At 71.8% G+C, this 19,805-nt stretch carries 22 protein-coding genes and 2 tRNA genes; 9 read left to right on the forward strand and 15 right to left on the reverse strand.

What is annotated here, in order from left to right; translation table 11 throughout:
* Positions 1-152: 152 nt before the first annotated feature.
* The 6 genes from AB0B35_RS37140 to AB0B35_RS37165 all read right to left on the reverse strand — a co-directional run bounded on the left by AB0B35_RS37140 (position 153) and on the right by AB0B35_RS37165 (position 3,543).
* The gene (locus AB0B35_RS37140) at positions 153-1,196 is read right to left on the reverse strand and encodes a hypothetical protein (RefSeq protein ID WP_361055148.1); all 1,044 of its coding nucleotides are present in this window, start codon (positions 1,194-1,196) and stop codon (positions 153-155) included.
* On the reverse strand, positions 1,193-1,807 hold the full coding sequence (locus tag AB0B35_RS37145) for a hypothetical protein (RefSeq protein WP_360541261.1): 615 nt from the start codon (positions 1,805-1,807) through the stop codon (positions 1,193-1,195). The genes AB0B35_RS37140 and AB0B35_RS37145 overlap by 4 nt, the downstream gene beginning before the upstream one ends.
* A gap of 57 nt (positions 1,808-1,864) precedes the next feature.
* Positions 1,865-1,937: transfer RNA gene (locus AB0B35_RS37150), tRNA-Asp, on the reverse strand.
* 19 nt (positions 1,938-1,956) lie between these two features.
* Positions 1,957-2,029 (reverse strand) — tRNA-Trp (locus AB0B35_RS37155).
* Positions 2,030-2,284: 255 nt separating this feature from the next.
* Complete coding sequence (gene yaaA / locus AB0B35_RS37160; protein ID WP_361055150.1) at positions 2,285-3,070, reverse strand: peroxide stress protein YaaA; 786 nt, start codon at positions 3,068-3,070, stop codon at positions 2,285-2,287.
* Positions 3,071-3,120: 50 nt separating this feature from the next.
* The gene (locus tag AB0B35_RS37165; protein ID WP_361055153.1) at positions 3,121-3,543 is read right to left on the reverse strand and encodes a DUF1801 domain-containing protein; all 423 of its coding nucleotides are present in this window, start codon (positions 3,541-3,543) and stop codon (positions 3,121-3,123) included.
* Between the two features lie 79 nt (positions 3,544-3,622).
* Here AB0B35_RS37165 and AB0B35_RS37170 point away from each other — a divergent pair, with 79 nt between their 5' ends.
* The 4 genes from AB0B35_RS37170 to AB0B35_RS37185 all read left to right on the forward strand — a co-directional run bounded on the left by AB0B35_RS37170 (position 3,623) and on the right by AB0B35_RS37185 (position 6,181).
* Positions 3,623-4,066, forward strand: coding sequence for an NUDIX domain-containing protein (locus AB0B35_RS37170; protein ID WP_361055156.1), 444 nt, complete (start codon positions 3,623-3,625; stop codon positions 4,064-4,066).
* Positions 4,066-5,022, forward strand: coding sequence for a DUF1152 domain-containing protein (locus AB0B35_RS37175; protein ID WP_361055159.1), 957 nt, complete (start codon positions 4,066-4,068; stop codon positions 5,020-5,022). Before AB0B35_RS37170 ends, AB0B35_RS37175 begins: the two co-directional genes overlap by 1 nt.
* A gap of 73 nt (positions 5,023-5,095) precedes the next feature.
* On the forward strand, positions 5,096-5,350 hold the full coding sequence (locus AB0B35_RS37180) for a hypothetical protein (RefSeq protein WP_360541251.1): 255 nt from the start codon (positions 5,096-5,098) through the stop codon (positions 5,348-5,350).
* A 63-nt stretch (positions 5,351-5,413) separates the two neighbouring features.
* Positions 5,414-6,181 (forward strand): alpha/beta hydrolase, encoded by a 768-nt coding sequence (locus tag AB0B35_RS37185; RefSeq protein WP_360541249.1) that lies wholly within the window; start codon positions 5,414-5,416, stop codon positions 6,179-6,181.
* Positions 6,182-6,228: 47 nt separating this feature from the next.
* Here the strand turns inward: AB0B35_RS37185 and AB0B35_RS37190 are convergent, their stop codons facing one another.
* Positions 6,229-6,663 (reverse strand): HIT family protein, encoded by a 435-nt coding sequence (locus AB0B35_RS37190; RefSeq protein WP_360541247.1) that lies wholly within the window; start codon positions 6,661-6,663, stop codon positions 6,229-6,231.
* Positions 6,656-8,158, reverse strand: coding sequence for an IS607 family element RNA-guided endonuclease TnpB (gene tnpB / locus AB0B35_RS37195; protein ID WP_360541245.1), 1,503 nt, complete (start codon positions 8,156-8,158; stop codon positions 6,656-6,658). Before tnpB ends, AB0B35_RS37190 begins: the two co-directional genes overlap by 8 nt.
* A 141-nt stretch (positions 8,159-8,299) precedes the next feature.
* On the opposite strand from tnpB, the gene AB0B35_RS37200 reads away from it, so the two are divergent.
* Positions 8,300-8,854 (forward strand): YbaK/EbsC family protein, encoded by a 555-nt coding sequence (locus AB0B35_RS37200; protein ID WP_361055162.1) that lies wholly within the window; start codon positions 8,300-8,302, stop codon positions 8,852-8,854.
* 47 nt (positions 8,855-8,901) lie between these two features.
* Here AB0B35_RS37200 and AB0B35_RS37205 read toward each other — a convergent pair whose 3' ends face one another.
* Positions 8,902-9,618: a hypothetical protein gene (locus AB0B35_RS37205; protein WP_360541242.1), complete on the reverse strand. Its 717-nt coding sequence runs from the start codon at positions 9,616-9,618 to the stop codon at positions 8,902-8,904.
* 158 nt (positions 9,619-9,776) lie between these two features.
* Here AB0B35_RS37205 and AB0B35_RS37210 point away from each other — a divergent pair, with 158 nt between their 5' ends.
* From AB0B35_RS37210 to AB0B35_RS37220, 3 genes are all read left to right on the forward strand, one after another.
* A complete protein-coding gene (locus AB0B35_RS37210) occupies positions 9,777-10,226 on the forward strand; it encodes a DUF3307 domain-containing protein (RefSeq protein WP_361055165.1) in 450 nt (149 codons plus the stop codon).
* Positions 10,227-10,366: 140 nt separating this feature from the next.
* Entirely contained in the window at positions 10,367-11,323 is a 957-nt protein-coding gene (locus AB0B35_RS37215) for a phosphotransferase (protein ID WP_361055168.1), read from the forward strand.
* A gap of 212 nt (positions 11,324-11,535) precedes the next feature.
* On the forward strand, positions 11,536-12,564 hold the full coding sequence (locus AB0B35_RS37220; protein WP_361055171.1) for a prenyltransferase: 1,029 nt from the start codon (positions 11,536-11,538) through the stop codon (positions 12,562-12,564).
* Between the two features lie 93 nt (positions 12,565-12,657).
* On the opposite strand, the gene AB0B35_RS37225 is transcribed toward AB0B35_RS37220, so the two are convergent.
* Genes AB0B35_RS37225 through AB0B35_RS37235 form a run of 3 tightly spaced genes read right to left on the reverse strand, consistent with a single transcriptional unit; the run spans position 12,658 to position 16,054 of the window.
* Positions 12,658-13,404, reverse strand: a complete 747-nt coding sequence (locus AB0B35_RS37225; RefSeq protein WP_360541275.1) for a succinate dehydrogenase/fumarate reductase iron-sulfur subunit — start codon at positions 13,402-13,404, stop codon at positions 12,658-12,660.
* A gap of 11 nt (positions 13,405-13,415) precedes the next feature.
* Positions 13,416-15,356: a fumarate reductase/succinate dehydrogenase flavoprotein subunit gene (locus tag AB0B35_RS37230; RefSeq protein ID WP_361055174.1), complete on the reverse strand. Its 1,941-nt coding sequence runs from the start codon at positions 15,354-15,356 to the stop codon at positions 13,416-13,418.
* Entirely contained in the window at positions 15,353-16,054 is a 702-nt protein-coding gene (locus tag AB0B35_RS37235; RefSeq protein ID WP_361055177.1) for a succinate dehydrogenase cytochrome b subunit, read from the reverse strand. The genes AB0B35_RS37230 and AB0B35_RS37235 overlap by 4 nt, the downstream gene beginning before the upstream one ends.
* A gap of 254 nt (positions 16,055-16,308) precedes the next feature.
* Here AB0B35_RS37235 and AB0B35_RS37240 point away from each other — a divergent pair, with 254 nt between their 5' ends.
* Positions 16,309-17,244 (forward strand): LysR substrate-binding domain-containing protein, encoded by a 936-nt coding sequence (locus AB0B35_RS37240; protein WP_361055180.1) that lies wholly within the window; start codon positions 16,309-16,311, stop codon positions 17,242-17,244.
* 367 nt (positions 17,245-17,611) lie between these two features.
* Here AB0B35_RS37240 and AB0B35_RS37245 read toward each other — a convergent pair whose 3' ends face one another.
* The 3 genes from AB0B35_RS37245 to AB0B35_RS37255 form a co-directional block, all read right to left on the reverse strand.
* A complete protein-coding gene (locus AB0B35_RS37245) occupies positions 17,612-18,421 on the reverse strand; it encodes a GNAT family N-acetyltransferase (RefSeq protein ID WP_361055183.1) in 810 nt (269 codons plus the stop codon).
* A gap of 185 nt (positions 18,422-18,606) precedes the next feature.
* Complete coding sequence (locus AB0B35_RS37250; protein WP_361055186.1) at positions 18,607-19,257, reverse strand: nucleotidyl transferase AbiEii/AbiGii toxin family protein; 651 nt, start codon at positions 19,255-19,257, stop codon at positions 18,607-18,609.
* A complete protein-coding gene (locus AB0B35_RS37255; RefSeq protein WP_361055189.1) occupies positions 19,254-19,619 on the reverse strand; it encodes a hypothetical protein in 366 nt (121 codons plus the stop codon). Before AB0B35_RS37255 ends, AB0B35_RS37250 begins: the two co-directional genes overlap by 4 nt.
* Positions 19,620-19,805 lie beyond the last annotated feature (186 nt).

Genomic DNA, 19,805 nt, shown 5'->3' on the forward strand with positions numbered 1-19,805 from the left:
GCGAAGGGCTTCACCGAGCTCACCAAGTCGCTGACCGTCGTCACCGGCGCGGCCGAGGGCCTGACCCTCTCGCCCCCCGAGGTGGGACGTCCCGCGAAACGTGCCCGGCGGCGGCCGATACGTGGCAGGTAGGAGGCGGCCGCCGGGAGTCTTTACCGTTCCAGCAGCTGCTGGTGGAAGTCGCGGTAGCGCTGCACGGCCAGCCGCAGCTGCTCGGTGTCCGCGCCGGCGTCGCCGAACGCGTCGTCCAGCTCCCGCTGCCGGTCGGCCAGCGACTCCTGCAACGTGCGTACGGCCTCACCGACCAGGTCACGCAGCTCCGCCGCCACCGCCGGCGGGTCGTCGACGAACCGCAGCTGCGCGGCCTGCCACCGGTCCCGCAGGTCCTCGGCGGCCGCCGCGGGCCACAGCGATGCCGCGGCGACCAGCGCACCGACGTCGGCAGGCTCGGCCGCGGGCGGGTCGACCGCGTCCGGGCCGCCCACGACCACCGCGTCGTCGGCGGCCGGGGTCTCGTCGGCCGTCGCCTCAGGGTGGTTCGTGTCGTCGGCACCGGTGAGTTCGGCGACGGCGGACTCGTCGACGGGCGTACCGGGCGTGGTCAGGTCCTCCACCGCCTGATCGGCCGGGGTGGGTTCGTCGTCGGGGGTGTCGTCGCGGGCCACGGCCTCGTCGGTGAGGGCGTCGTCGGCCGGGACCTCCACATCGGCCAGGTCGTCGAGCGTCCTGGTCTCGGTGTCGGCGGGCTCGTCGTCGGCGTTCACGGCCTGCGCGACCGTCTCGTCCTGCACCTCGTCGGCCGGGACGACCGGGTCGAAGCGCTCGTCCGGGTCCTCGCCGAGGTGCGCCTCGGGGTGAGCGGGGTCGTCGGTGGCGGCGGGCTCGGTGGCGGCGGTGTCCTCCAGAGCCGAAGTGTCGCCGTCGTCGGGGGTGGCGACGTCGTGGCCGCCCTCGGTGGTGCCGCCGAAGCCGTCGAGGTCCACCGGCTCGACCGGGTCACCATCGCGTGCCGCGTCCTCGGCGGATACGGCACCGTCCTGGTCGTGACGGTGCTCCGGCTCGTTGTCGACGAGTTCGCCGTCGACGACGTCGTCGGTGCGGTCCTGGTGCGGCACGCCGTCGTGCCGCGGCGGGCGGTTGTCGTCGTCGGAGTCGACGAGACCGTGGCTGAACTGGGCTCGGGTGTCGTAGGTCATGCGTGGACCTCCTCGTCACGGCGGGGGGTGGCAGCCGCGGCGGTGTCGCGCTCCGCGGCGGGGGTGGGGTTCGCGGGCACCGGGTCCTCGCCGAGCAGCTGGGCGACCAGCTCGCGGTAGCGGACCACCGCGACCCGCAGGTCCTCGGTGCCGGCTTCGCCGCGGCTGTTGCGGTCGGCGATCTCCTTGGCCTCGCGGTACGAGGCGAGCGTCGCGGCGTGGTCGACGGACAGCTGCGCGAGCTGCTCCTCGTCGTCGTCGGCCGGGTACCCACGCGCCGTGATCAGGTCGCGGACCAGCACGTCGGCCTCCCCCACCGCGTCGGCCGGGGCGTCGATGAAGTGCGACTGCAGCGCGTGCCAGCGGACCACGAACTGGGCGTGGTCCTGCGGGCTGAGCTCGCGCAGCTCCAGCTCCGCGTGGCGGCGCTCGCGGTCGCGCAGGTCGCGCTCGGCGTCGGTCCTGGTGTCGTGCTCGGCGACGGCGCGGTCGTACTCGGGGCCGAAGCGGCGGCGCAGCGACTGGCGGCGCATGGCCGTCCAGGCGACGTACGCGGCGGCCGCGACGGCGGCGAGCACGATCAGCAAGATGATGATCTGTCCGGTGTCCATCGAGTTCCTCCTTCGCAGGAGGAGATACCCCTTTTCACGGCGCTAAACCGTGCGCTGCGCCGGTGACGGGATTCGAACCCGCGACCCCCCGCTCGACAGGCGGGTGCTCTCACCACTGAGCCACACCGGCAGCGTATGAAGTTGTGTCGCACGGGCGGCAGGATTCGAACCCGCAACCTTCGGATTTGGAGGCCGGCGCTCTGACCGTTGAGCTACACCCGCGTGCGTGGAGAACAAGAAACCGCCCGTCCCCGGTGATCCGGGGCGCGGGCGGCGCAGGCCGTTCGCGTGGCGCTCAGCCGCGCCGGTCACCCGGGGTCGGATCGTCGGTGTCGGCCGTGGACCACGAGCGGGTCACGGCACGGCGGGACGGGGACCATCGCTGATCGTGCTGGGCTCGCATCGCTGTCCTCCTGTCCTGACCGGGTGGTGTGCATACCGTAGGCGGCGATGGCCGCCCGGCACAAAGGATTTAGTTCAGAGCTCGGTGACGACGATGTCGAGCTGCCAGGGGCGGCCGGGTTTGGCGGGCGGCAGCTCTTCGACGGTGTGTTTGAGGTCGCGCAGGGCGGTGGCGAGCTCGGCCGGGGTGCGCGGGTTGGCGCCGTCGAGGAGCAGGTCGCGGACGAGGCGGCCCTTGGTGGCCTTGTTGAAGTGGCTGACGACGGTGCGGGCGCCGTTGCGCTCGTGCAGGACGCGCACGGTCGCGGTGCGGGCGGCGACGTCGCCGCGGGGGGTCCACGCGGGGGTGTACATCGACGAGCGCAGGTCCAGGACCAGGCCGGTGCCCGCGGCTTCGGGCAGGGCCTGGGCCATGGCGTCGCGCCAGTGGGTGCTGAGCAGGCCGACGCCGGGCAGGCGGACGCCCATGGCGCAGCGGTACGGCGGGACGCGGTCGTCGATGCGCAGCGCGCCCCACAGCCCGGAGAAGATCAGCAGTGTGCGCTTGGCGCGGGTCTTGGCGGGGGCGGGCAGGTCGGCCAGGCCCAGGTTGTCGTAGAGCACGCCGGTGTACAGGCTGCCCGCGGGCAGTGCCCTGGCGGTGCGCAGCTGCGTGTTGCGGGTGATCTCGCCGCGCAGGCCGGGGCTGAGGCCGAGGGTGTCCGCGGCGGTGTCGGCGTCGCCGGCGCACAGCGCGATCAGCGCGTCGAGGGCCTGCTCGCGGGCGGGGTGCAGGGCGGGCAGGGACAGCCGTGCCAGGTCGAGCGGTTTGCCGGAGCCGGTGTCGGCCTTGCCCTCCGAGGGCGGCAGCAGGATCAGCACCGGCTCACTCTAGGTGACCAGCCGGGCGGGTCCGCCGTCGGCACGGCCGGTCAGCTGGTGATCGTCTTCCCGTGGACCTGGGTGAACGCCGCGGCGACGAGCTCGCGCAGGGCGGCGGTGTCGACGTCGGCGAGCTTCTTCACGTACACGCAGGCTTTGCTGGTGGTGACCGGGCCGAGCCGGGACAGCAGGTCGCCGTGCACGTCGAAGCCTTCGGCGACGTACAGGACCAGGGCCTGCTTGCGCGGGGAGAAGCCGACGGCAGGCCAGTCGCCCTGCTTGCCGGAGGCGTAGACGTAGCGGTACTGCCCGAAGCCGACGATGGCGCTGCCCCACATGACCGGCGGTTGGCCGGTGACGTCCTCCATCAGCTCGCAGACGGCCTGGGCGTCGGCGCGGCGGCGGGCGTCGGCGACCCCCGCGAGGAACTCCTCGACGTCGCCGTCGTTCTTCGTCGTCTTCGGTTCGGCCATGTGGCCAGACTATGCCGCCGGTCCGACAGCCGCCGTCGCGGGACAGCGCGGGGGTGACGATGCGAAGTAGGCTCGCCCCATGACCACCCGTATCGTGCTGACCGCCCTGGTGGGCCGGACCGGAGCCGTGCTGCTGCGGATGCGCGACGAGCAGTCCGCGGTGCGGGCCAACCGGTGGAGCCTGCCCGGGGGCGCGATCCGGCCCGGGGAGAGCCCGGTCAACGCCGCCAAGCGGCACATCGCCGAGCAGACCGGTCTGCCGGTCGACGGCGAGCCGGCGCTGTTCTGGCACGGGTTCCTGCCGGGCACCCGTACCGACGTGTTCTTCTTCGCCGCGGGCACCCCGGCGTGGAATCCCGACATCGTGGCGCAGCCGGGGGTGCTGGCCGAGTTCGTGGCGGGCGAGGACGTGCTCAGCGGGCGGGCGTTCACCCCGGCGTCGGGGTTCGTGCTGGGCCGGTTCCTGGAGTCCAACGAATACCTGGCGCTGGCCGGGCGGTACTTCCCCGCCGATCCCGTCTGATGGCGTCGCTGCGCACGCCGGGGCTGTTCGAGGCGCTGGCCGGATGCGAGCGTGTCCTGATCGCCGGTGCCGGGGGCGGCTTCGATGTGTACGCGGGACTGCCGCTGGCCCTGCAGCTGCACGGCGACGGCGTTCAGGTGCACCTGGCGAACCTGTCTTTCGCGGACCTGCACGCCCTGGACGTCGAGGTGTGGCTGGAGCCTGACCTGGCCGCGGTCGGCCCGGCGACCGAGGGCCTGGACGGCTACTTCCCCGAGCGGACCCTCGCGCAGTGGCTGGACCTCAACGGGCTGCCGTCGACGGTGTACGCCTTCCCGAAGACGGGCGTGCAGCCGCTGCGGGCGGCGTACCGGGCGCTGGTGGACCTGCTGCGGCCCGACGCGATCGTGCTGGTCGACGGCGGCACCGACATCCTGATGCGCGGTGACGAGACCGGGCTGGGCACGCCCGAGGAGGACATGACCAGCCTCGCCGCGGTCGCCGGGCTGGACGTGGGCATCAAGCTGGTCTGCTGCCTCGGGTTCGGCATCGACGCGTACCACGGCGTCAACCATGTGCAGGTGCTGGAGAACCTCGCCGAGCTCGACCAGGCCGGGGCGTACCTGGGCGCGCTATCGATCCCGGGCGACTCGCCGCAGGCGCGGGCATACGTGGAGGCGGTCGTGCACGCGCGGGCGCTGACGCCGGGCTGGCCGAGCATCGTCAACGGGCAGATCGCCGCGGCGCTGCAGGGCCTGCACGGCGACGTGCAGTTCACCCGCCGCACCGGCGGCAGCCGGCTGTTCGTCAACCCGCTGATGGCGGTGTACTTCACCGTCGACCTGGCCGGGTTGGCGGCGCGCAACCTGCTGCTCGACCGGATCGAGGGCACGCACGTGATGCGGCAGGTCAGCGTCGCGATCGAGGAGTTCCGCCACGAGACGGACACCCGGATCCCACGGGTGTATCCGCACTGAGCGCCCGAAGCGGGCGGACATTGTGGATGAATGAGGTATCGCACTGAGTCGATCGAGCCGTTATTTTTTGTGCATGTCCGGGGACGCGCTGATGATCGGCATTATCGGAGTGCTGCTGGGGATCCTGGTCGGCCGGCGCTGGCTGAAGATGCAGCAGGCGGGCGCCGGGTACAAGTCCGCGGTCGCCGGCGTGCCGAAGGCCAAGGCCGGGGTGAAGACGGCTCGCAAGGCGTGGATGCTGGCGATCCGGGCCGCGATGCTGGCCGTGGTGCTGCTGTTCGTGTACGTCCTGGCCACGACGACGGCGGTGTTCCAGTCGGCGCGGTGAGCAAGATCACCGGTGGGATAACTCGGAGGCGCGGCTCCGCCTTGATCACTAGCCTGGCCCGCGATGACTCTTTCACATGACGTGGCCGGTGACGGCCCGACGATCGTCCTGCTCCACTCCACGGTCTGCGACCGGCGCATGTGGGACCCGCAGGTGCCGGCCCTGACCGGCGCGGGTTACCGCGTGGTGCGCTGCGACCTGCGCGGCTTCGGCGACAGCCCGATGCCCGACCGGCCCTACAACAACGCCGACGACGTCGCCGACCTGCTCGACGAGCTCGGCGCCGAGCAGGCCGCGCTGATCGGCGCGTCCGGCGGCGGCCGGGTCGCGCTGGAGTTCGCGGCCCGCTTCCCGCAGCGCACGACCGCACTGGCGCTGCTGTGCACCGCCGTCGCCGACCACGAGCCGAGCGAGCGCCTGCGCGCGTTCGGCGACCAGGAGGACGCGCTGCTGGAAGCGGGCGACGTCGCCGGGGCGACGGAGCTCAACGTCACCGCGTGGGTCGGCCCGTTCGCCGACGACGCGACCCGCGACCTGGTGCGGCGGATGCAGCGGCACGCGTTCGAGGTGCAGCTCGCCCCGCAGGAGGAGGAGCACGGCTCGGTCAAGCACGACGTCGACCTCGCCGCGGTCACCGCCCCGGTGCTGCTGGTGTCCGGCGAGCACGACTTCGCCGACTTCCACGACATCGCGGTGCGGCTGAACAAGCAGTTCGCCGGGTCGCGTCATGTGCACCTGGACTGGGCCGGGCACCTGCCGAGCATGGAGCGGCCTGACGAGCTGAACCCGATTCTGCTGGACTTCCTCCGCGAGACCGTCCCGGCTCGCTGACCGCCAGTGCGGCGAGGGGGCGGCTGCCCCTTCGCCGCACGCCCGGTTCAGGCGGCGAGCGCGGCGGCGATGGCGTCGGCGTGCTCGCGGGCCTGGGCGTCGTCGGTGTACTTGGTGCGGGGCCAGAAGAAGCCGCGCAGGCCGTCGCCCTTGCGGCGCGGCACGACATGGGTGTGAAGGTGCGGCACACTCTGACTGATCTTGTTGTTGAGGGCGACGAAGGTGCCCTGGGCCGACATCGCCGACTCGACGGCCCCGGCGATGCGCTGCACCTGCTGGAAGTAGCCGCCCACGGCGTCGGCGGGCAGGTCGTGCAGGGTCGGCACGTGTCCGCGCGGCACCACCAGCACGTGCCCGGGGAACACCGGGCGGGTGTCGAGGAACGCGACGACCGTGTCGTCGGCGTGCACCAGCCACGCCGGGCGTGCCCCGGCCACGATCTCGCAGAACAGACATCCGTTGCTGATTCCATAGTCAGACATCAGCAATCCCGACCTTTCGATCGGGAAGGTTCATGCCTCGCCGAAGCGTGACCGCTTGGGTTTGGCGATGATCTCCCGTTTCTGTCCGCTGGTGCGGGATTGCGCCACCTGCCCGCCCACCCGGCCGCCGAGGCGGTCGGGTGGTGGTGCGGGTCTTACGGTCGGCTCCACGAGGTTTCGACGCTTGCGCGTCCTGGTCTCCGGCCCCTCCGGTACCAGTCGATCCAGCCGCCGCCGCCAGGGTGGCAAGGGCAGCAAGGTTACGGGCCGCGTTGGCATCACGGTCCATGACCAACGGGCACTGCCCGCATTTGAAGGTCCGGACGTGCAGCGGCAGCTTGGTCTTCACCGCGCCGCAGTCCGAGCAGGTCTTCGAGGACGGGAACCAGCGCGAGGCCGCGATGGTGACCCCACCGGCCCACTCGCCTTTATAGGTCAATTGTCGGCGTATCTGCCCGAACCCGGCATCAGCGATCTTGCGGGCCAGACGGCGGTTGGCCATCATCCCCGCCACGTTCAAGTCCTCGACCACCACCGTGGCGTAATCGGCCCGGATGCTGGTGGTGAGCTTGTGCAGGGCGTCAGTGCGCAGGTTCGCCACCCGGTGGTGGACTCGGTTGCGTTCGGCGTCGGCTTTGACCCACCGCCGCGACGGGGTGCGCCCGGTACGCCGGTCGGGGCCTTGGCGGCGCGAGACCCGCCGCGACAGTCGACGCAGCCGGCCCAGCGCGGCATCGAAGTACCCAGGATTGGGCACGTAAGTGATCTTCCCTGTGCTGTCGGCCAGCACCGCCAGATGCTTGACCCCCAGATCAACGCCGACGGCCGTGCCCGGCGGGGCGGGACGGGGGGCGTCGCGGATGATTTCGACCTGGAACGACACGAACCAGCGACCACGCGCGAAGCTCACCGTCGCCGACAGGATCCGGGCCGTGCCGGCGGCCAGGCGGCGCTGAAGTTTGCGAGTGTTCTCATGGACCCGGATCGTGCCCAACCGAGGCAACGTCACGTGCCTGCGGTCGGCCTCGACCCGGATCGCGCCGGTCGTGAACCGGCACGACAAGCGCGCCCGACGCTTGGACTTGCGCCGGGGCATTCCCATCGCCCTGCCTTTGCGCACGCCTTGGCGGGAGGCGGTGTAGTTGTCGAACGCCACCGCCGCATTGGCCAGACCAGTACTGTAGGCCTCTTTCGAATTTTCGGCCCACCAGTCGGCGAACCGCGGATCGGTGTGCTTGACCTCGTTGAATGCCTTCCGCAACGCAGGCAGCGACTGCGGCCGCCACGGGGTGAGCTGCTCCTCGTCGACGATGCCATAGGACTGCTCGGCCCTACGCTGCCACCATGACGCCGTCACCCACGACACCGCCCAGTTGTACGCAGCACGCGCCGCACCGCAATGCGAACGCAACCCGGCCTCCTGGCCCACGTTCGGGTCAAGAGCAAACCGGTACGCTTGCACCACAAAACCCGGCCGGAGCTCGAACTTCCTCACCCCCGGCCACCCCGGCCCACACGCCCCACCCCGGCACCATACATGCCCATGCCTGACGACCTTCGTCGGCACAATCGGGAACAGCTGGCAACCCTCCATGGCAACGCCGAGCTTATCGGTTGTCTGGGTAGCATCGGTCGCATGTCTGCTGCACCGATCGGGAACTTCGAGGCGGCCTGGCCCGCCGTGGACCGCGCCGACCTCGTCGCCGCGCCCGTGGCCGAGGCCCTGGCGGGTTGGTCAGGCACCGAGCCGGTCGAGTCGGTGCTGGTCGTCGACACCGACCCGGAGCTGGCCGACACCGGCAACTTCGGCCAGGCGTACGAGGTGGCCCCGGAGCTGTCCGCCAACTGCGTGGTGGTGGCCGCCAAGCGCGGCCAGGACGTGACCTACGCCGCGTGCATGGTGCTGGCCAGCACCCGCGCCGACGTCAACGGTCTGGTCCGCAAGCACCTCGGGGCGCGCAAGGCGTCGTTCGCGCCGATGGACGAGGCCGTGGAGCTGACCGGGATGCAGTACGGCGGCATCACCCCGATCGGGCTGCCCGACGGCTGGCCGGTGCTGGTGGACGCCGCCGTCGCGGACGCGCCGTACGTGGTGATCGGGTCCGGCAACCGGCGCGGGAAGATCATCGTGCCGGGCAAGGTGCTGGCCGGACTGCCCGGCGCGGCGGTGCTGGAAGGCCTGGGCCTGTAGGTCGCGGTGGGCCCGGGCCGCCGGGGAAGCGGCCCGGGCCCACCGGTTCAGTTCGGCAGGGCGGCCAGCAGGCCCAGCAGCTCCCAGCGCTCGGCGTCGGTCAGTGCGTCGTAGACCGGCTCGTCGCGGCGGTTCGTGTCCCGCTCGATCGACACCCGCACGGGGTCGGTCGGCGACAGGGCACGCAGCTGGTCCAGGGTCAGCCCGGCGGCGGCCCAGGCGGCCCGGTGCGCGTCGCCGCGGTGGTGGCGCAGCGCGCCCAGCCGGGTGCTGACCTGCATCGCGGAAGAGGCGCCGGCCGGCTCGTACACCGGCGTCGCCGCCCGGAACGCGGGACCGCCGGTGGCCTCACCGGCCTTGAGCAGCACGGCGAGCAGCTCGGCCAGCCGCGGCAGCGCCGCCTCGCCCGGCAGCGCGCCGCGGAACGTCTGGGCCCACCGCTCCTGCGCCGCGTCGGCGATCACCTGCTGCAACGCCAGCGTGTACGCCCGGCCCGAGTCGGTCAGCGACCACGTTCCGGCATCGTCGACGGTCATGATGGCCTGCTCCAATTCGTCGCTCATGTCACCCGCGCCGTAGGCGGTGACCGCGGCGAACGCGTCGGCGGGCATCGGCCGGGCGAGCAGCCCGAAGTAGAAGCTGCTGTTCAGACCCTGGCGCAGCCCGGTCTGCTCGGTCAGGCGGCGCACCGGGTCGCGGGCGGCGTCGCGCATTCCGATGTAGACGCGGTCGATCGCGGGCCGGACGAGCGCGGCGTACGACATGTGGACTCCCCGTGGTCGGTTTCGCTGAACCCGCCACCCTACCGAGCGGACCGAACGAGTTCCAGGCCACAATCCACGCTCACTCCGTAGTGCAGCACACATCGAAACTGTCGGCTGGATCGCAGCAGGACGCGCTGAAGCGAGCCACCATGGAGGGCATGTCCACCGTTGCCGACCCGATGGTGGTGGCCCGCGCGGCCACCTTCGCCGTGGTGCTCCTCGTGCTGTATGTCGGGCACCAGCTCGGCGACCACGTCGCGCAGACCGACCGGCAGGCGGAGGGCAAAGCCGCGCCCGGCCGGCGCGGCTGGGCGGCGATGGCCGGGCACCTGGCCGGCTACCACGTGACCATGGCCGTGCTGCTGGCCGGCACCACCGCCGTGCTGCGGCTGCCGCTGTCGGGCTGGGGCATCGCCGCGGGCCTGGCGTTCTCCGTGGCCACCCACGCGCTACTGGACCGCCGCTGGCCGGTTCGGGCCCTACTCCGGGCCACCGGCTCCCGCAACTTCGCCGAGCTGACCACCCCCGTGTGCGGCATGTACGCCGCCGACCAGGCCCTGCACCTGCTCGCCCTGCTCATCTCGGCCCTGCTCATCGTCGCCGTCTGAGGCGAAGCGCACCGTCAGAGGAAAGGAAGGGCACCTTCACATCGCTATGTGTTGTAGAAGGTGCCCTTCCTTTCCTCGCGCCGGGTGGGCAGGTAGAAATGGCGGGCGGGTCGGATGGGCGCGCCGGTAGCCTGCCCGGCATGGACAACACGGTGACACCCGACTGGGCCCAGGCCCTGGCCTGGATCGACGACACGCTGGCCGGAGCGGGGCTGACGGCCGCCGGGCCGGTCGAGCAGACGCGGGTGCGGCCATGGTCGGTGCTGGCCAAGGTTCCCGTCGGCGACACCGTGGTGTGGTTCAAGGCCAACGGGCACTGCTCGACGTACGAGGCCCGGCTGCTGGACGCGCTCGGGCGCTGGGCCCCGGGACGGGTCCTGGAACCGATCGCGATCGACGGCGAGCTCGGCTGGTCGCTGCTGCCTGACGGGGGCCGCACGCTGCGCGAGGTCGCCGCAGACGACCCGGCGCACTGGGAGGAGCTGCTGGCCAGGCACGCCGAGCTGCAGTGTGACCTCGTGCCGCGGGCTGCCGAGATGGTCGCGCTGGGCGTGCCGGACATGACCGCCGCGCAGCTGCCCGGCCATTTCGCGGCCCTGCTCGACGATCCGGGTGTCGGCGGAGCCCTGCCCGCGGAGCAGCAGGCTCGGTTGCGGGCCTACGAACCGGAGTATCGGCTGCTGTGCGAGCGGGTCGCGGCGAGTCCGCTGCCGGTGACGGTGCAGCACGACGACCTGCACGACGGGAACGTGTTGGTCGGCGACGGGTACCGGTTCTTCGACTGGGGTGACGCGTCGGTGGCGCACCCGTTCGCGGTGCTGCTGATCGCCATGCGGGTCGCCGCCGACCGCTACAGCCTCAAGCCCGGTGATCCGCTGCTGGCCCGGCTGCGCGACGCCTACCTGGAGCCGTGGACCGGGTACGGCAGCCGGGCCGAGCTGGCCGCCGAGGTCGAGCCCGCGGTGCAGGCCGCGAAGGTGAGCCGGGCCCTGTCCTGGCAGCGCTCCCTGGAGGGAGCGGACGCCGAGGCGCTGGAGAAGTACGGCCCCGCCGTGCCCGGCTGGCTGGAGGAAGTGCTCGTGGCCAACGTGCTGTGAGCATCCGGCCGCGCCCGCTCGCGGGACGCGGGTGTGCGTCGCCGGAGCCGCATTCGGCTCGGGCCATGAACCCGTCCCGCGACGAATACGCACGCGCGGGCATATACGCGGCTGCGGGCGACGGGCGGCCTGCCGTGGGGCGACGAGCCCGTTTCGACGCAGGTGGGCTGCGGGCCGTGTGCCTACGGCGTCGGCGGGGGTACCGTACGGCCGTGACGGCTGAGACTTCACCGCTGCCGCTGAAGGCGCGGCTGGCGGCGTGGCGGTACGCGTTCCTCACCACGAACCCGCCTGAGCAGGGTGTCGTCGACGGGGTGACCCGGTGGCTGGTGGTGACCCGGGCGGGGGTGCTGCCGATGACGCTGACCTCGGGCTTGCTGGCGGTCCTGCTGGCCGCAGTGTCCGACGCAACGGTCGACTGGCTCAACGTGACCCTGGCCGTGGTCGGCATCGTCGTGGCGCATCTGGCGAACAACCTCATGAACGACCTCGCCGACACCGAGGTCGGCAGCGACACGGCCGACTATCCCCGGGCGCTGTACGCCCCGCATCCGATCCTGGCCGGGCTGGTCACCAAGAAGCAGCTGGTGGTGGGCATCCTGCTCTGCCAGGTGATCGATCTGGCGATCATGGCGACGCTGGTGGTGCGGCAGGACTGGTGGATCGTCGCGTTCGCGGTCGGCGGGCTGATCCTGTCGTACGCGTACACGGCGCCGCCGCTGCGGTTGAAGAAGATCGGGCTGGGCGAGCTGGACGTGCTGATCACGTGGGGTCCGCTGATGGTCGGCGGGGTGTACTACGCGGGCACCGGCACGCTGCCGTGGCAGGTGGTGGCCGCGGCGACGGTGTACGCGCTGCTGCCGACGACGGTGCTGATGGCCAAGCACATCGACAAGCTGCCATACGACGGCCCGGCCGGCACGCGGACGTTCCCGGTGCTGATCGGCGAGCGGGCCGCCAAGCGGCTGACCCAGGCGATGATGGTCGCGTTCTATGTGGGCGTCGCGGTGCTGGTGGCGGTGCGGGCGCTGCCGTGGCCCGCGCTGCTGGTGGTGTTCGCGATCCCGCTGCTGGTCAAGGCGGTCGCGGCGTTCAACCGGCCGGTGCCCGCCGAGCCGTCTGCGCAGAACCCGGTGTGGCCGCTGTGGTGGGCCCCGATCGCGTTCCTGCACACCCGCCGCGCGGGCGGGCTGCTGCTACTCGGCCTGCTCGGCTGGACACTCTGGCTCACCACCCGCTGACCGCCCCGCCCCGCCGCCGCAGGCGGAGAACGAAGGAAGGGCACCTTCTTGACGGACGTCCGTTAAGAAGGTGCCCTTCCTTCGTTCGAGACCTCAGCTGGAGGCGCGCAGGGCCTGGCGGTAGTCCTTGTTGAGGCGGGCGATGGTCTCCAGGGGGATGCCCTTGGGGCAGACCGAGGTGCACTCGCCGGTGTTGGTGCAGCCGCCGAAGCCGGCCTCGTCATGCGCGTTGATCATGTCGATGACGCGGGTGTCGCGCTCGGGCTGGCCCTGCGGGAGCAGGCCCAGGTGGGTGATCTTCGCGGCGGTGAACAGCATGCCGGAGCCGTTCGGGCACGCCGCGACGCACGCGCCGCAGCCGATGCAGGTCGCGGCCTCGAAGGCGAGGTCGGCGTCGGCCTTGGGCACCGGGGTCGCGTGCGCGTCCGGCGCGGAGCCGGTCGGCGCGGAGATGTACCCGCCCGCCTGGATGATCTTGTCGAAGGCGCGGCGGTCCACGACCAGGTCCTTCACGACCGGGAACGCGGCGGCCCGCCACGGCTCGATGTCGATCGTCTCGCCGTCGTTGAAGTGCCGCATGTGCAGCTGGCAGGTCGTGGTCGCCTTCTCCGGGCCGTGCGGCACACCGTTGATGACCAGGCTGCACGCGCCGCAGATGCCCTCGCGGCAGTCGTGGTCGAACGCGACCGGGTCCTCGCCGTCGAGCGTCAGGCGCTCGTTGAGCACGTCGAGCATCTCCAGGAACGACATGTCCGGGGAGACGTTCTGCAGCTGGTACGTCACCATGCTGCCCTTGTCCGCCGCGTCGGCCTGCCGCCAGATGCGCAGCTTCAGGCTCATCAGCTTCTCGGTCACTTGTAGCTCCGCTGGCTCGGGTGTACGTACTCGAAGGTCAGGTCCTCCTTGTGGAGGACCGGCGTGTCGCCGCCGAACTCCCAGGCCGCGACGTAGCTGAACGTGTCGTCGTCGCGCTGCGCCTCGCCCTCCTCGGTCTGGCTCTCGGCGCGGAAGTGGCCGCCGCAGGACTCCTCGCGGTGCAGCGCGTCGATGCACATCAGCTCCGCCAGCTCGAAGAAGTCGGCCACCCGGCCGGCCCGCTCCAGGGACTGGTTGAGGCCCTCGCCGTCGCCGGGCACCTTGGCCCGCTGCCAGAACTCGGCCTTCAGCTCGCGGATCTCGCTGATCGCCTTGCGCAGGCCCGCGTCGGTGCGCTCCATGCCGCAGTACTCCCACATGATGCGGCCCAGCTCGCGGTGGAACGAGTCGACGGTGCGGTCACCGTTGATCGACAGCAGCTTCTCGATGCGGTCCTCGACCAGCTTGCGCGCCTCGGCCACCTCGGCGTTCTCGGCGTCCAGCTTCGGGAACGGGCCCGCGGCCAGGTAGTCGCCGATGGTGTTCGGGAGCACGAAGTAGCCGTCGGCCAGGCCCTGCATCAGCGCGGACGCGCCCAGGCGGTTCGCGCCGTGGTCGGAGAAGTTCGCCTCGCCGATCACGAACAGGCCGGGGATCGTCGACTGCAGGTCGTAGTCCACCCACAGGCCGCCCATGGTGTAGTGCACGGCCGGGTAGATGCGCATCGGCGTGGTGTACGGGTCCTCGCCGGTGATGCGCTGGTACATCTCGAACAGGTTGCCGTACTTGGCCTCGACCGCGTCGCGGCCCAGGCGGCCGATCGCGGCGGCGAAGTCCAGGTAGACGCCCAGGCCGCCGGGGCCGACGCCGCGGCCCTCGTCGCAGACGTTCTTCGCGGCGCGCGAGGCGATGTCGCGCGGCACCAGGTTGCCGAACGCCGGGTAGATGCGCTCCAGGTAGTAGTCGCGCTCGTCCTCGGGGATGTCGGCCGGGACCCGGTTGTCGCCCTTGGCCTTGGGCACCCACACCCGGCCGTCGTTGCGCAGCGACTCCGACATCAAGGTCAGCTTCGACTGGTGGTCGCCGGAGACCGGGATACACGTCGGGTGGATCTGCGTGTAGCACGGGTTGGCGAACAGCGCGCCCTTGCGGTGCGCCCGCCACGAGGCGGTGACGTTGCAGCCCTTGGCGTTGGTGGACAGGAAGAACACGTTGCCGTACCCGCCGGAGGCGAGCACGACCGCGTCGGCGAACTCGGTGCTGATCTCGCCGGTGACCAGGTCGCGGACCACGATGCCGCGGGCCCGGCCGTCCACGATGATCAGTTCGAGCATCTCGTGCCGGTCGTGCATCGTCACGGTGCCGGCCGCGATCTGGCGCTCCAGCGCCTGGTACGCGCCGAGCAGCAGCTGCTGGCCCGTTTGGCCGCGGGCGTAGAAGGTCCGGGAGACCTGCGCGCCGCCGAAGGAGCGGGTGTCGAGCAGGCCGCCGTACTCACGGGCGAACGGGACGCCCTGCGCCACGCACTGATCGATGATCTGCACGGAGATCTGCGCCAGGCGGTGCACGTTGGACTCGCGGCTACGGAAGTCGCCGCCCTTGACGGTGTCGTAGAACAGCCGGTGCACCGAGTCGCCGTCGTTGCGGTAGTTCTTGGCGGCGTTGATGCCGCCCTGCGCCGCGATGGAGTGCGCACGGCGCGGGGAGTCCTGGTAGCAGTACGACTTGACCTGGTAGCCCAGCTCGCCCAGGGTCGCCGCCGCGCTGCCGCCGGCCAGGCCGGTGCCGACCACGATGACCGTCAGCTTGCGCTTGTTGGCCGGGTTGACCAGCTTCGCGCCGAAGCGGCGGCGCTCCCAGCGGGTCTCGATCGGGCCGTCGGGCGCCTTGGTGTCGGCGACCGGGTCACCGAGGGTGTAGTAGTCCGTCATGGTCATTTCACCAACCCTGTGAGTACGGCGAACGGAACGGCGAGGAAGCCCGCGCAGGTGACGAAGGCGACGGCGAACGCGGTGCCCTTCAGCACGCGCTCGCGGCGGGCGTTGCTGACACCGAGGGTCTGCAGCCCGCTCCAGATGCCGTGGCGCAGGTGGAACCCGAGCGTGACCACGGCCAGGACGTAGAAGGCGGTGACGTACCAGCGCTCGGGGGCGAAGCCCTGCACGACGGCGGCGTTGGCCTGGGCGGTGTCGGCGACCGGGTTGAACGTCCGGGTCGTCAGGTCCAGGATGTGGTAGACCACGAAGAAGAAGACGATCACCCCGCCCCAGCGCATGGTGCGTGCGGCGTAGCTGCCCTGGACCGGCTTGCGGTGGGCGTACTTGACCGGGCGGGCCTTGCGGGCGCGGATCGTCAGCACTGCCGCCGACCAGATGTGCAGGCCCAGCGCGGCCAGCAGGCCGACCCGCTGGATCCACAGGAAGCCCGAGTACGGCAGGAGCGGCTCGCCGATCTCGCGCAGCCAGTGCGCGTAGTGGTCGAACGCCTCCGCGCCGAAGAAGATCTTGAGGTTGCCGATCATGTGCGCGAGCAGGAACAGCACGAGTGCCGCGCCCGAGATCGCCATGATGACCTTGAGGCCGACCGAGGAACGGAAAAGTCCAGGTCGGGAGAGGGTCTGATTCGCTACTGCCACGCCTCGGAGGCTAGGGCGAAGTGGATCAGGCGTCCAATGCATGGGAGCCGCTGTGTCCATAGCCGGTGACTATCTGGAAACCTCCTGCACACCTGAACGCGTGCTGAAAGATCACCTTCAGCAGCGCGGACGTGGTCCCACCCACTGGACACCCTGTGACGTTTCCCTCAGCACGTGGCCAACCTCACTGCCAGCATGAACGGACTTTCCGGCACCCGGGGGCATGGCCGAAGCGATTTCGATAGCCCTAACCTATGAGCATGCAGCTGCAGCAGCTCAAGTACTTCGTCGCGGTCGCCGACACCCGGCACTTCACCCAGGCGGCCGAGCAGGCCGGGGTGACCCAGCCGTCGCTCAGCAAGCAGATCCACGTCCTGGAGACCGAGCTGGGCGCGCCGCTGTTCACCCGCTCGCGGGGCAACATCATGCTCACCCCGGCCGGGGAGGCGCTGCTGCCCCGCGCCCGGCGCATCCTCGCCGACGTCGAGACCGCGCGGCTGGAGGTGCAGGAGCTGATCGGGGTGCGCCGCGGCCGGCTGCGCCTGGGCGCCACGCCCAGCCTGTGCACCAGCCTCGTCGCCCCGGTGCTGCGCCGCTACCAGGAGGGCTACCCGGGCGTACGCCTCATGCTCGAAGAAGGCGGCTCGCAGGACCTGGTCGGCAAGCTCGCCCGCGGCGGCCTGGACCTGGCCCTGATCGTGCTGCCCGACCAGGGCACCGACCCGGCGCTGCGGGCCGAGCCGATCCTGCGCGAGAGCCTGGTCGTCGCGTCCTCGGCGACGCTGCCCCCGCCGACCGAGGCCGGTGCGCTGAGCCTGTCCGAGCTCGACGGGCAGCCGCTGGTCATGTTCCGACCGGGCTACGACCTGCGCGACGCCACCCTGGAGGCGTGCCGCCGGGCCGGGTTCACGCCGACGTTCGCGATCGAGGGCGGCGAGATGGACGCCGTGCTCGGCTTCGTCGAGGCGGGCCTGGGCGTCGCGCTGGTGCCGTCCCTGGTCCTGTCGGGCCGCACCCGGCTGCGGTCCACTCCCCTGGCCCCGCCGGGCGTGCAGCGCACCATCGCCCTGGCCCACCGCCGCGACGTCACGCCCACCCACGCCGCCCGCGCCCTGCGCGAGGTGCTGCTGGCCTACGTACACGAGGAGTCGGCCTGGTCCCGGCTGCCCGTCGGCGTCGAACCCATCTGACCGACGGCCTCCGTCGCCTGCCCGACGTGAAAGGAAGGGCACCTTCACATCGCCATACGTTGTGGAAGGTGCCCTTCCTTTCCTCGCGGAGCGTCGGCCCGTAACCTCGCCGCCCTGGCGGCGGCAGTCAAGGCTGGTACCGGAGTGGCCGGAGACCAGGACGCGCAAGCGTCGAACCCCCGTGGAGCCGACCGTAAGACCTGCGCCACCACCCGACCGCCCAGGCGGCCGGGTGGGCGGGCAGGTGGCGCAATCCCGCACCAGCGGACAGAAACGGGAGATCATCGCCAAACCCAAGCGACAACGCTACGGTGAGGCAAGAACCGTCCCGACCGAAAGGTCGGGATTGCTGATATCGACTATGGAATTAGCAGCGGTCGGCGATGCAGGCGGTGGCGACGCGGACGAAGCCCTGGCGCTCGTACACCCGCGCCACATCCTCCGAGGCCGCGGACAGGAACACCAGCGCCGCGCCCTGGTCGAGGGCGTGGCGGGCGAGCAGCGCGGTGACGGCCCCGCCGAGGCCGCGGCGGCGCGCCGAGGGCAGCGTGGCCACTCCGACGATCTCGGCGACGTCACCTGCGCGCTGGTAGAGACCGCTGGCCGCCGCGCCCTGGCCGGGCAGCTCGGCGACGGCGTGGGCGCGTACGCCGCTGCGGATGTCGGCGAGCTGCCGGGCCAGCGCTTCACCGTCGGGGACGTTCAGCGCGCCGTCGCGTTCGGCCGGCCCAGCCTCGCCGGACGCAGTGCCCGGAGAGCCGAACCCGACGTGCGCGACGGCGGCGATCGCCGCCAGGTCGGCGGCGGCGTCCGGGGCGTCGGCGGCGACGATGCGGGCCGCGCCGGTGTCGGCGGGCAGCCGGGCGGGGTCGAGCACGAGCAGCGGGGCGCGCAGCACCGACAAGCCGGAGGCTTCGGCCAGCGCCAGCAGTCCTGGGGTGGTCTCGTCAACCCACTCGAATGCCTCGGGCACGTCGAGTTCGCGCTGGCGGGCGCGTACGGCGGCGATGTCGGCCGCGGTCGGGACGGGCCCGCCGAGCACCGGCCGGGCGTAGAACGGGTACGGCGTGTTCTGGCGCAGGAACAGTTCGAGGCCGCCGTGCCGTTCCACGGCGGTCCGGTCGCGGGGCACGGCGTCGTAGAAGCGTTCGAGGCGGTTCAGCAGATCGTCGGTCACCGGCTGAGGCTAATGGCCGCCCCGCGTCGGGTCGCGCGGAATACCCGGCGCGCCGTGACCGGAGACGGCCGCCGCAAGACGGGCTGTGGCGCCCCCACCGTGACCAGGCGCCCGCCGGGAGTGGGGATGGGAAGGGCACCTTCTACAACGCGGAGCGTTGTGAAGGTGCCCTTCCTTCGTTCGGGTCAGGGGCGGGGCCAGGTGGTGAAGGCGGCGCGGACGGTGGCGCAGGCTTGCGGGGACAGGCCGTAGAGGTGCTGCCAGACGTCGTCGGACAGGCGGTCGAGGCGGGCCATGGCGGCGGTGAAGTCCTCGTCGGACAGGGTCGGGTCGGCCCGCAGGCCGAACTCGACGAGCTGCTCGCGGGTGTAGTCGCGCAACGCGCCCGCGACGTCGATGTAGTCGCGGGGCTCGGCCCGGGTCGCCAGCGCGGCGACCTTGCCGCCGAGCACGTCCTCGACGTGCAGCACCGGGCCGATGTCCATGACGACGGTGCCCCGGTTGCGGTCGAACCGGGCCAGGGTCAGCCGCATCACCGCGTCGGCGCGCGTGATCTGGAACTCGACGAGCTCGTCGTCGAGGCCGCCGAAGACCTCGCCGAGGTCGTCGCCGTACGCCGCGACGTCCAGCCCGGCCGCGGCCAGCGCCCGGGCGACCAGTGCCCCGGCGGCGCGGACCCCGCCGTCGACGTCGGTGAACAGGTCCACGTCCTCGGTCGCGCGGTGCACGATGCCGTACAGGTTGAGCGCGTGCCCGCCGCCGAGGGCGAACCCGTGCGCCTGTGCCACACCGAGCGCGATCCGCGCGACCTCGACCTGGAGTTCCTCGACCGTCATCCGGTGGCCGTCATCGCCCGCCGGTCGGCGGCGCGCAGCGCCGGGTGCCGCTGCTCCCACGCCTGGCGCACCCCGCGCGGCAGGAACAGCTGCGGCCACAGCCGCACCAGGGTCGGCCCGTCGAGCCAGGCCCGCAGCTCCTCGGTGGTGCTCGCCTCGCGCAGCACCGTCTCGTACATCCACTGCAGCAGGTGCGGGTTGTCCAGCTCGACGCGGCGGTCGGCCTGCCAGAACAGCCGGTGCGGCAGCACCGCGACCCCCGAGGTCGGCCCGGCGAGCGCGGTCAGGTCCGGGGCCACCAGCGCACGGCGGCCCGGCCGCGCGCTCGGGGGCGCGGCACTGCGGCGATCACGGCGGTCCACACACTGAGGGTAGCGGCTGCCGGACCCGCCGGAACAGCCACACATGTCCGCCTTCGCCCGCCGGTGACCGCCACACCGCGTGACCTCGGCATACGCTGCCGCGCTCCCCCGGTCGGTGCGACGCGCAGGCGCGGCACGCAGACCGGGCCGCGGCCTTCGGTGTTTGGCGGGGGCGCAACGGCCGGG

The sequence above is a fragment of the Catellatospora sp. NPDC049133 genome (assembly GCF_040648455.1).
GTDB classification, from domain to species: Bacteria; Actinomycetota; Actinomycetes; order Mycobacteriales; family Micromonosporaceae; genus Catellatospora; species Catellatospora aurea.